This is a genomic window from Streptomyces sp. NPDC127098, from assembly GCF_042722465.1.
Classification (GTDB): Bacteria; Actinomycetota; Actinomycetes; order Streptomycetales; family Streptomycetaceae; genus Streptomyces; species Streptomyces millisiae.
This window is the reverse complement of record NZ_JBHXFJ010000004.1, coordinates 175,097-185,275: the sequence shown is the minus strand read 5'-3', so window position 1 is coordinate 185,275 and position 10,179 is coordinate 175,097. Positions and strand designations below refer to the sequence as shown.

At 71.6% G+C, this 10,179-nt stretch carries 10 protein-coding genes and 1 pseudogene; 6 read left to right on the top strand and 5 right to left on the bottom strand.

Annotation, left to right across the window (positions count from 1 at the left end):
* Positions 1-102: 102 nt before the first annotated feature.
* A complete protein-coding gene (locus tag ACFWI8_RS05000) occupies positions 103-303 on the bottom strand; it encodes a hypothetical protein (protein ID WP_387085801.1) in 201 nt (66 codons plus the stop codon).
* A gap of 119 nt (positions 304-422) precedes the next feature.
* On the opposite strand from ACFWI8_RS05000, the gene ACFWI8_RS04995 reads away from it, so the two are divergent.
* From ACFWI8_RS04995 to ACFWI8_RS04985, 3 genes are all read left to right on the top strand, one after another.
* The gene (locus tag ACFWI8_RS04995) at positions 423-1,337 is read left to right on the top strand and encodes a GNAT family N-acetyltransferase (protein WP_387085798.1); all 915 of its coding nucleotides are present in this window, start codon (positions 423-425) and stop codon (positions 1,335-1,337) included.
* Positions 1,334-2,086: a Mut7-C RNAse domain-containing protein gene (locus ACFWI8_RS04990; protein WP_387085795.1), complete on the top strand. Its 753-nt coding sequence runs from the start codon at positions 1,334-1,336 to the stop codon at positions 2,084-2,086. The genes ACFWI8_RS04995 and ACFWI8_RS04990 overlap by 4 nt, the downstream gene beginning before the upstream one ends.
* Before the next feature lie 66 nt (positions 2,087-2,152).
* Positions 2,153-2,575: a nuclear transport factor 2 family protein gene (locus ACFWI8_RS04985; protein WP_387085792.1), complete on the top strand. Its 423-nt coding sequence runs from the start codon at positions 2,153-2,155 to the stop codon at positions 2,573-2,575.
* On the opposite strand, the gene ACFWI8_RS04980 is transcribed toward ACFWI8_RS04985, so the two are convergent.
* The gene (locus ACFWI8_RS04980; RefSeq protein WP_387085789.1) at positions 2,550-5,675 is read right to left on the bottom strand and encodes a tetratricopeptide repeat protein; all 3,126 of its coding nucleotides are present in this window, start codon (positions 5,673-5,675) and stop codon (positions 2,550-2,552) included. The two genes, ACFWI8_RS04985 and ACFWI8_RS04980, sit on opposite strands and share 26 nt — an antisense overlap.
* A 452-nt stretch (positions 5,676-6,127) precedes the next feature.
* Here ACFWI8_RS04980 and ACFWI8_RS04975 point away from each other — a divergent pair, with 452 nt between their 5' ends.
* Complete coding sequence (locus ACFWI8_RS04975; RefSeq protein ID WP_387085786.1) at positions 6,128-6,310, top strand: type II toxin-antitoxin system HicA family toxin; 183 nt, start codon at positions 6,128-6,130, stop codon at positions 6,308-6,310.
* Positions 6,311-6,496: 186 nt separating this feature from the next.
* Positions 6,497-7,144 carry a class I SAM-dependent methyltransferase gene (locus tag ACFWI8_RS04970; RefSeq protein ID WP_387085783.1) on the top strand — a complete coding sequence of 216 codons (648 nt, stop codon included), beginning with the start codon at positions 6,497-6,499 and terminating at the stop codon, positions 7,142-7,144.
* Between the two features lie 69 nt (positions 7,145-7,213).
* Here ACFWI8_RS04970 and ACFWI8_RS04965 read toward each other — a convergent pair whose 3' ends face one another.
* The 3 genes from ACFWI8_RS04965 to ACFWI8_RS04955 form a co-directional block, all read right to left on the bottom strand.
* Positions 7,214-7,408 carry a DUF397 domain-containing protein gene (locus ACFWI8_RS04965; RefSeq protein ID WP_387085780.1) on the bottom strand — a complete coding sequence of 65 codons (195 nt, stop codon included), beginning with the start codon at positions 7,406-7,408 and terminating at the stop codon, positions 7,214-7,216.
* A 174-nt stretch (positions 7,409-7,582) separates the two neighbouring features.
* Positions 7,583-8,446: a helix-turn-helix domain-containing protein gene (locus ACFWI8_RS04960; protein WP_387085778.1), complete on the bottom strand. Its 864-nt coding sequence runs from the start codon at positions 8,444-8,446 to the stop codon at positions 7,583-7,585.
* 264 nt (positions 8,447-8,710) lie between these two features.
* The gene (locus ACFWI8_RS04955; protein ID WP_387085775.1) at positions 8,711-9,511 is read right to left on the bottom strand and encodes a GPP34 family phosphoprotein; all 801 of its coding nucleotides are present in this window, start codon (positions 9,509-9,511) and stop codon (positions 8,711-8,713) included.
* A gap of 276 nt (positions 9,512-9,787) precedes the next feature.
* Between ACFWI8_RS04955 and ACFWI8_RS04950 the strand changes: the two are divergent.
* Positions 9,788-10,179 (top strand): annotated as a pseudogene (locus ACFWI8_RS04950) (hypothetical protein); the annotation flags it as partial.

The window sequence follows — 10,179 nt, the reverse complement described above, 5'->3', positions numbered from 1 at the left end:
GTGGGTGGGGGGCGGGGTGTTTCCCCTGGGGCAACCCGGGGGGGGGGGGGTATATTCCCGCCCCACGCCCCGCGTTGGTGCTGGCCGTGCCGGCCTTACCGGTCACGGCAGGTAGCGCTCGATGGCGGCCGCCCCTTCCTTCTCCAGCCGCCGCCGCGCCTCCGCCACTCGCTCGGGCGTGGGCTCGCGGCCGCTGAGCCGCACCAGGTCCTCCGGGTCGATGGGCCGCTCGGAACCGGTGTGCAGCAGGTGATCGGGGGTGGGCAGATCGTCCTCGGGCTTCGATCGGGACTCGTCGGCCATGGCTACAACACCTCCCACATCCCAGCGTAGGAGCCGCCGGCCGGGCCCGCACACGGGCGCGGGGCCGCACACTCCAAAATTGCTTGACCTCTATCAATAATTCGCCGAAGACTGGTCGCATGGAATCGACGCAGCCCACGCAGCAGGACGTGGCGGCCGTCCGCCGCTTCAACCGGTTCTTCACCAGGCGGGTCGGGGTGCTCTCCGACCGCTATCTCCAGCGGGCCCGGCCGCTGGGGCAGGCGCGGCTGCTGTTCGAGGTCGCCAGCGCCGCCACCCAGGGCGAGCTGCGCGAGCGGCTCGGTCTTGACGCCGGCCAGCTGAGCCGGATGCTGGCGTCGCTGGAGAGCCAGAGCCTGGTCCGCACCCGCCCGGATCCCGCCGACCGACGCCGGCGTGCGGTCGAGCTGACGGCGCGCGGCCGGCGCGAGCTGGCCGAGCAGAACCGCCGCGCCGACGAGTTCGCCGCCGGCATGCTGACCGGCCTGACCGACGACCAGCGCGCCCGGCTGCTGGACTCCCTGACCACCGCCGAGCGGCTGCTGCGACTCGCCGCGTGCTCCGTCGAGGCGCCCGCCGACCCGGCCTCGGCCGCCGCCCGGCAGTGTCTCGCCGCCTACGCCGCCGAGCTGGACGAGCGCTTCCCCGAGGGGTACGACCCGGCCGTGCTGGTCACCCCGGCCCAGGTCTCGGGTGACGCCGGTGTCTTCGCCCTCGCCCACGACGAGGACCGGCCGGCCGGCTGCGGCGCGGTCCGCGACCTCGGCGAAGGCGTCGGCGAGCTGCGGCACCTGTGGGTCGCGCCGCACGCGCGCGGCCTCGGCCTCGGCCGCCGGCTGCTGTCCGAACTCGAACGGCTGGCGGCCGACCGCGGCCACCGCGTGCTGCGGCTCGGCACCCACCCCGTGCTGACCGAGGCCATCGCGCTCTACCGGGGCGCCGGCTACCGCGAGGTGCCCTGGTACGGCCCGGACGACCCGTACTCGCTCCTCTGCTTCGAGCGCGAGCTGCCCTCCGGCAGGCTTGCCCCATGACGTCCTCCTCCCCCGAGATCCCCGAGATCCTGCTGCGCCTCGCCCCCGAGCTGCGGTTCTTCGTCGCGCCGGCGCGACGGGCCGAGCTGACCCGGGTCGGCACCGACGGCGTCTCCTCGCTCGGCCACGTCGTCGAGTCGCTCGGCGTGCCGCTGACCGAGGTCGGCCGGCTGCTGGTCGACGGCCGCGAGGTGCCTGTCTCGCACGTCCCGGCGGCCGGCGAGACGGTGGAGGTGACCCCGGTGGCCCGCCCGCAGCGGGTGCCGGGCGCGCCGTTGCGGTTCCTGCTCGACGTCCACCTCGGCACGCTGGCGCGCCGGCTGCGGCTGCTCGGGGTGGACGCGGCGTACGAGTCGACCGACATCGGCGACGCGGCCCTGGCCGCCCGCTCGGCCCGCGAACGCCGCGTGCTGCTCTCCCGCGACCGCGGCCTGCTCCACCGCCGCGAGCTGTGGGCCGGCGCGTTCGTGCGCAGCGACCGCCCGGACGAGCAACTACGCGATGTCCTGGGCCGCTTCACGCCCCGCCTGGCCCCCTGGACCCGCTGCACCGCCTGCAACGGCGCACTCCGCCCGGCCGACAAGTCGGCGGTCGCCACCCGCCTGGAGGGCGGGACGCGGCGCTCGTACGACGTCTTCGCCGAGTGCCCCTCCTGCGGCCGCGTCTACTGGCGCGGCGCGCACCACGCCCAGCTGGCCCGGATCGTCGACGAGGCGGTGGCGGAGTTCGGGGACGGGGATGTCGACTGACCCGCTATTCGTTGGCGCGGTTGGCCTCGCCAACATTGGCGCGCCCAACGAACGGAGTACCCCGCCATGTCCGCCACCACGATCGCCGCCCTCGCCGACCGCACCGAGATCGCCGAGCTGTTCGCCCGCCTCACCCGCCTCCTCGACGAGGGCCGCTACGACGACGCCCACACCGTCTACACCGACGACGTGGTCGTCCACTCCCCCCGGGGCGGCGTGCTGCGCGGCCTCCCCGAGGTCACCGCCCACCTCCACCGCCAGCACCCCGAGGGCGAGCACACCCACCACCTGCACGGCGACGTCCAGGTGACGCTCGAAGTCGACCGGGCCACGGCCACGGCCAACCAGCTCGCGTTCTTCTACCGCGACGGCGAACCGCCCTACCAGGAGGCCGGCACCCGCCTCACCTACGGCGCCGTCCGCACCCCGGCCGGCTGGCGCTTCGACGAGGCCGACATCGCGCTCACCTTCCTGCGCCCCCTGAACTGACGGCGGCGTAGGCCTCCCGCAGCCGCCCCCTCGGCCCGGCCAGGGCGTCCGGGTCGAGCAGGCCGGCACGCTCGTACCGCTCCAGGATGTTGAGCATCTCGGGAAACATCCACGGCTCGGGAGGCGCGGCGAGGAAACGATCGAGCGCGCGGCCGGCCGCCTCCGGGTCGGGCCGCATGCAGTGCAGGAGCACGAGGTTCCCCAGGTCCACGTCGCCGCCCTCGGCCATGAGGAGTTCGTGGGCGCGTCGCCAGTGCGCGCCCTCCTCGGCGTCGCCCAACTGTCGCGCGATCAGCGCGCTGATGATGTGGGCCCAGGCATGGTCCGCCGTGCGGTCCAGCGACTCGGCGAGATCGCCCCGAGCGGCCTCGGCGGCACCGGAGAGGAGCCGGGCCTCACCGCGTCTGATCAGGACCCAGGTGTACGTGGTGTCCGTGTTGTGGGCGTTCTCGTCGAGAGTCCCGAGCCGAAGCGCCGCGTCGTAGTCGCTGATCGCCACGTCGTAGTCCCCGGTCGCGAGGTGGCAGTGCCCCCGGCCGGCGTACACCGTCGCTTGGGCCGGGTCGAGCCGGATCGCCTCGCCGAAGTCGACGACGGCCGCCACGTAGTCCCCTGCCAGGTGATGCGCCTTCGCACGGCGCTCGTACAACCAGGCGGTCCCGGAGTCCAGTTGAATGGCACGGCCGTAGTCACGCACCGCCTCACGGTAACGATCCGCCTGGCGGTGGACATCACCGCGCTTCCACAATGCCCAGAAATATTGGGGATCGAGGGCGATGGCAAGGCCGAAGTCCGCGACCGCCGCCTCCAGTCGACCCGCGAGCCGGTGCGCCTCGCCGCGTTCGGCATAAGTCCACTCGTCGTCATCGAGCTCCAGGGCACGGTCGAGGTCGGCGACCGCCAGGTCCAGGCGCCCGGCATGACGATGGGCGGCCCCACGGAACGCCCACCCCAACGCCTCGTACGGCTCCAACTCGATGGCACGGTCGAAGTCCCGCACCGCTTCCTCGAAACGCCCCGCCGACACGTGGAGATCGCCACGGCCCCGGTGGATCCAGGCATCGTCGGGGGCGAGCTCGATGGCCTTGTCGTAGTCGGCGACCGCGGCGTCATATCGCCTCATGCGATGGTGGACGCGGCCTCGTTCGGCGTAGTCCCAGGCGCGGCGAGGTCCCTGCTCGATGACCCGATCGAGGTCACGAAGCGCCTCCTCGTAACGCCCCAGGTACCCGAGGGCGCTTCCGCGGCTTTCCAACGCGTACAGGTCGTCGGCGTCGAGCTCGACGGCACGGTCGAGATCGCGGAGCGCCTCCTCGTGATGGCCGAGCACGCGGTGGGTCTCCCCCCGGTGGGCGAGCGCCCACGCGCTGTCCGGGACGAGTCGGAGAGCCTCGTCGTAATCCTCGATGGCCGCTTCGTACTCGCTCTGGTTGTAGCGCTGGCGGCCCCTGAGCACGAGCGCGGCGGCTCGGTGCGTCACGTTGAGCTCCGAAGCGGACACGAGCAGGGTGAAGGTGCGTTCCAGGGGCTGCTCGCTCTCGACCGCGCCCTTGAGTCGTCGCGCCCAGTGGGCCAGCTCCGCAGCGTCGGTGTCCCGCCAGGCGTGCTCGAACATCTGCACCCACTGCCGCAGCGCGGAAGTTCCCTGATGGCAGACGCGAACCGTGTCCGCGACGGCCGCCGCCAGGGCGGCGGCCGGGTTTGCGCACAGGCGGTGGTAGGTCTCGTCCTGCCTCGCCTCGCGCCAGCGCTCGCTGTCCCAGTACCCCCGGTCCCGATGCGGTGTGAGGTCCGCCTCCAAAGCCTCGCTGCGCTTCCCGTAGAGGTCCGCCAGCGTGGCCTGCTGCGCCGCCCAGCGGCCCGGGTACTGAAGGCGCTGGTGCCGCAGCATCAGCGCACGCACCGTGTCGTGGTAGCGGTGGTGGCCGTCGTGGTGACCCATGAACGGCAGGCCGCGCAGCCACGGGTACTGCTCGGCGGCGCCCTCCGGCGCCAGCGCCCGGTAGATGTCTTCGTCCAAGTGGAGCGGCAGGGCGCAGGCGAGGGTCGCGGCGCGGCGGTCCTGGTCGTGTTCCCATTTCAGGAAGCGCTCCACAGCCGTCTCGGCCGGGTCGACCACCTCGCCGGGGACAGTGGGACGGGTGTGGGCCAACATGTCGAGGAGCACGGGCAGTCGGCCCGACAGCCGCAGGATCACCTCGACGGTCTCGGGGTCGGTGACCCCGCGCGCCGTAAGCAGGTCGCGCGCTTCCTGCTCGCTGAACACGTCGAGCGGCACCTCGGCGATCTCCGAGGCCCAGTCGGCCCAGTGGCGCGGATCGAGTCGGCCCTGGCCGGAGAGCACCACGACGACGTTGGCCTCCAACACGCCGTGCGTGTCCTCCTGGATCACCTGCCGCAACCAGCCGTCGAGCAGTGGGCCGAGCCGCTCGTACACGTCGAAGAAGAGGACAAGCAGCGGCCGTTGGCGCGCCGCCTCGGCGAGGTCGGTCAGGAAGACGGGGGTGAGCTGCTTCACCGGGGACAACACCAGCTGCACGTCCTCCGGCGCGCGCAGCCGGGCCGACGCCCACGAACGGATCCGGTCGACGCCCAGCGCGGCCGTCGTCGGGTCCATCACTCCGGTGACCGCGCCGAGCAGCGGCACGGCGCCGGCAGCCGCGAGACCGACCTGGGCGGTGACCATCCCACCGACCGACGGCACATCAGCCGCCGGCTCTGCGGCAGCCTGCCCGCGCTCGACCTCGTGGCGCCGCTGCCGGTACTCCTTCAGCCGCTTCCTGAACCGGTCGAGCGGCAGTCCCTCGTGCTCCAGCCGGTCCGCCACCGCCGCCATGGCCTCGACCACGTCGTGCACCTCGTCACCGACGATCGCCGTGGCCGCGCCGCGCTCCCTGGCCTGCTGCTCCCACTGCCGGATCAACGACGTCTTGCCGACTCCGCCGTTGCCGTGCACGTGGAAGAGGTAGCGGAAGTCAGGGCTCTCCGGATCGCGACCGAGATTGCGGCGGAAGACGTCCAACTGCTCCTCCCGCCCAATGAACCCGCTCCTTCGCCGCTGCCGGTTCAACTCCTGCCGCGACAACCGACGTTCGGCCACCTGTCCCCCTTCCAGCCCCGACCGACCAGCCTGCCGCAGAGCGCTGGCGCGCGGCAACGGCCCCGGCCCCGGCCCGGCGCACGTGGCAAGCTCAGGCGCACCGCGACAAGACCATACCGACGTGTAAGCGGACGACGGCAATCGGTGACACGCCGGGCCATGCTGGCGATGCCGTCCTGGGAGGGAGACACCGGTGAGCACGGTGAATTTCACCATCACCTACACCCCAGATGACGGGGGTACAACGCCCTGGAGCCGATCACGGCCACTTCCACCTGGGGCCGGACGCTCGAAAAGGCTCGAACTATGATCATCGAGGCCTTGGAGCTGTACCTCGAGGAGGTCACGGCGGATGACACCCCACAGACCAAGGGTGTCGTCGTGGGTTCGGAGACCGTCGAAACCATGGACGCGGCCTGATGCCGCCGGTCCCCCATCTCCCAAGTGACCGTGTGTTCAAGGCACTCGAACGACTCGGCTTCGAGCAGCGCCGTGGAAAGGGCTCCCATACGGTGACGCACCGGTCGTCTGCCGTGGTCGTCATCCCGCACCGCAACCCGATCCCCAGGGGAACCCCGCGCAACGTCCTCAAGCAGGCCGGCGTTTCGCTCGATGAACTGACTGAGGCGCTCTGAGAAGAGTCAACGACCGATCGCCCTCTCGACCGTCGTCGATGACGCACAGCAGCTCGTCGATCGTGTAGTCAGCCGTCGCCCCCTCGCGAGCCCGGGCCAAGGTGTCGTCATTGGCCGCCACGGCGCGGTCGTGGAAGTCCTCTCCCGTCATACCCCGCACCGTAGACCGGTCATAAGGGTCGAAGCATGGACTGGCACGACTGGCACGAGGCGTACGACGAGCCGGGTTCCGAGTTGGGTCGGCGGCTCGTGGTGGTGCGGGAGCGGATCGGGGAGGCGCTGGACGAGGCGCCGGCGGGGCCGGTGCGGGTGGTCAGCGCGTGCGCGGGGCAGGGGCGGGACCTGCTGCCGGTGCTGCGCGGGCATCCGCGCCGGAACGATGTGGTGGCGCGGCTCGTCGAGTTGGATCCGCGCAACGCCGAGGTCGTGCGGCGCGCGGCGGTTGAGGCCGGGCTGCGGGGCGTCGACGTGGTCACCGGGGACGCCGCCGCCACCCGGCACTACGTGGACCTGGCGCCGGCCCGACTGGTGCTGATGTGCGGGGTGTTCGGCAACATCACGGACTCCCACATCCGGCGCGTGCTCGACCACTGCACCGCGCTGTGCGCCACGGGCGGGACCCTGATCTGGACCCGGCACCGGCGGCCGCCCGACCTGGTGCCGGACATCTGCGGCTGGCTGGCCGAGCGCGGTTTCGAGCAGCGCTGGCTGCCGGAGCCGGACGCCGGCTTCGGCGTCGGCGTGCACCGATTCACCGGGGAGCCGGCGGCCTTGCCGGCCGACGCGTCGATGTTCACCTTCAGGGGGTATCGCGCGCTGCGCGGCACCGGTTGACGACCGCGGCGCCGTCCGGGCCCGGGAGGGAGGGCCGGAACGGCGCCGCGGTGGTGGTGAGGGGGTGGGTCAGTCGCGGGGGAACCTGTCGAGGAACGCCGACCACGAGGCGGGGGCGAACCTCAGGCGCGGCCCGGTCGGGGTCTTGGAGTCCCGGACGGCGAGGAGTTCCCGCGCCGGGGACTTCACCTCGACGCAGGCGCCGTTACCCCCGGAATACGACGACTTGGTCCAGGTGCGCGTGCTGCCGTGCTCGATTGCCATGTTCTCCGCTCCGGTCGGTTATGTCGGTGGGGAATGTCCTGACGACGCGGTGACCGTACTAGTCAGGATGGGTGGCGGTTGTGCTGCTTCACCCGACCGGATGGTTCGTCCACGGCTTTTCCCCACGCGACCGGAAACATGGGTGTAGGGTGCGCCGGCCTCGCCCCGGAGACGCTAACTCCCGTACTCCTCCGCGATCTTGGTGATGAGCGTGCGCGACTCCTCGGGGCTGAGCGCCTGGGCTCTGAGGTGTTCGTACATCACGCTGTAGTACTGGACGTCGTGCGGCTTCTCCAAATAGAGATCGCTGGTGCCGCCCTCCAGATAAATGACCGTGGAATCGGTCGCCTCGGGAAACTCGAGGATCGTGTACTGGCCGTTCACGCCGGGGTGCGCGCCGGCGGTGAAAGGCATCACCTGGAGCGTGACGTGCGGCAGCCGCGAACATTCCATCAGTCGCGCCAACTGGTCGGTCATCGTGGCGCGACCGCCGACCTGGCGGCGCAGCGCCGCCTCGTCCACCACGGCCCAGAGCCGCAACGGCTGCTTGTCGTCCCAGACCCGCTGCTGGCGCCGCATCCTGACCTGCACCCGGCTGGCGACCTCCTCCTCGCCGACCTCCGGCAGCGCGCCCGATATGACGGCCGAGGCGTACGCCGGCGTCTGCATGAGCCCGGGGACCACCTGCGGCTCGTAGACCCGTAACGAGGACGCGTCGGTCTCCAGGCCGATGTAGACGCTGTAGGTGGGGGAGAGTTCGGCGAAGGCGTGCCACCAGCCCTGCTGGCGCGACTCCTTGGCCATCTGCATCAAAGAGTCGACCAGGCGCCGGTCCTCTACCTCGTAGACCCCGCACAGGTCGCGGACGTCGCGCGGGCTGATGCTGCGACGCCCGTTCTCCAGCCGGCTGATCTTCGACTGGGAGACCAGCAGCCGGTCCGCCACCTCCTCCGCGGTCATCCCGCGGTCCTCACGGAGCCGCCGCAACTCCTGGCCGAGCCGGCGTCGCCGGACAGTCGGATTGACATTGCCCGCCACGGACTGTGCACCTCCGTCGTGATCAGCTGACTTCCCAACCAGCAGACTGCCATCCAACGGGGCGTCTCCGCTGGGTATTGGCGACAGAACGTGCCCAGGAACAGACAGGGGGTGTGGCGACGGCCGTCGTTCCTCACGGCCCTCGCCACACCCCGTGTCCGAAACGCGGCTCCCGGTCAAGTCAAAGGGGTACTCAAGTACTTGCACGCATGCGTGGTGCGTGTGCGTGGTGACGCGCGGTGGTGCGCGCCGTGCGCGTCGCGCTCAGTGCGACAGCGAAGGATGTACTGCGGCTCGCGTCACTCCTCTCCGCCGAAGCTGCTCAGGAGCTTGGCTCGACTGTCCGACCACAGCCATGGCTGCCGGCGCCGGCGTGCGCGCCGCCTTGCGCGGCGCGGCGCTCGGCTGCGCGCGCCGGGCGGCGGCGGCCGCCACCTGGCCGGCGACGCCGTTCTGCACGTCCATCACGGCGTGCGCCACGAGACCGCCCATGGGGTCGTGCCTGATGAGGTCCCGGAGCCGGGAGCGGGAGGACCGCCCCTCGTTCCCGGGGTACAGGTGCTTACCCAGGCCGACCGCGTGAGCCAGCGCCGCCAGGGCCGCGGTCCGCGCGTCCGGCGGGGTGCCGGTGCGGATCGCGGTGTCCAGCCGAGCCCGGATCTGTCGACTGACCGCGGTATCCGTCGCCTGGTACCTGGTCGTCGGCAGCACCCCACACATCTGGTTCTCCACCGCGGCGACCATGCCGCAGCGCTCCAGGTGTGTGAGATAGGTTTGGCGTAGCCCGAGCCTGGGCCCGCCGATCCAGTGGACGGCCCGCACCGGGCTGCCGCGTCTGCGCAGCAACTCCAGGGCGGTGTCCAGGGTGGGATCTCCGGTCGGCCGTGGCAGTATCACGGCTATTCGGTCCCCGTCAGGGGCTATCCGCCCGGCCAAGGCCAGCTCGACGAGCTGCGCCCCGGCAAGGCCGAGGTCGAGCGACTGCGGCTGCGCTGTGGTACCCGTGGCCGGGTCCAGAGCGAGCAACAGCAACTCCTCCGGAATGGTTCTACGACTCCTGCCCATCCATGCCTCCCCGCGTGGATGAAAGACAGGGTGACGCCTCTCACATTGTTCTGTCGAGAGTGCGTGGTTGATTTGTGATGGAACCCGTAGATATGTCGTTGTCGTCCAAGGGGTCGAGCCGTGCGTTTCCGCCATCGCGGGAGTGGCGTACCGAGGTGCACAGGACCCGGCAGACTGGTAGGGCGAGCGGTTCGGATCATGAACAACTGCAAGGAGGCACGGGTGTCGGGCGAGTCCCCGGACATTTCGGGACGGGATCGGGAGCGGGAGTCATCGGTGAAGACGCCTGAGGGGCCGGAAAGGTTTCCCGACGACGCGAAGGTTCCCGAGACCGACACGGACTCGCCCACGGCGGGCGGCGAGAGCGACACGACACGGCCCGCCGCCGGGGAGGACGACGACCCGGCCCCGGCCGCGCGACGGCCCGCGGAGCGGGCCTCGGCGGAGCGGGCCTCGGCGGAGCCGAGGAGCGCGGACGACGGCCGGCAGGCCGCCACGACCGGCGCAGACGAGGAGCCGAGCACGGCCGACCAGCCACCGACAGCGGACGCCGCCAGCGGCGGCGACGAGCCGGCAGCGGACGGCGGCGAGCGGGCCGCCAAGACCGGCGCAGGCGAAGAGCCAGGCACCCCCGACAACGGCGACAAGCCGGCCACGGACGCCGACCT

Coding starts and splice junctions, on each gene's coding strand:
- ACFWI8_RS04990 (WP_387085795.1), top strand. CDS start 1,334: ATGACGTCCTCCTCCCCCGAGATCCCCGAGATCCTGCTGCGCCTCGCC.
- ACFWI8_RS04985 (WP_387085792.1), top strand. CDS start 2,153: ATGTCCGCCACCACGATCGCCGCCCTCGCCGACCGCACCGAGATCGCC.
- ACFWI8_RS04995 (WP_387085798.1), top strand. CDS start 423: ATGGAATCGACGCAGCCCACGCAGCAGGACGTGGCGGCCGTCCGCCGC.
- ACFWI8_RS04970 (WP_387085783.1), top strand. CDS start 6,497: ATGGACTGGCACGACTGGCACGAGGCGTACGACGAGCCGGGTTCCGAG.
- ACFWI8_RS04965 (WP_387085780.1), bottom strand. CDS start 7,408: ATGGCAATCGAGCACGGCAGCACGCGCACCTGGACCAAGTCGTCGTAT.
- ACFWI8_RS05000 (WP_387085801.1), bottom strand. CDS start 303: ATGGCCGACGAGTCCCGATCGAAGCCCGAGGACGATCTGCCCACCCCC.
- ACFWI8_RS04955 (WP_387085775.1), bottom strand. CDS start 9,511: ATGGGCAGGAGTCGTAGAACCATTCCGGAGGAGTTGCTGTTGCTCGCT.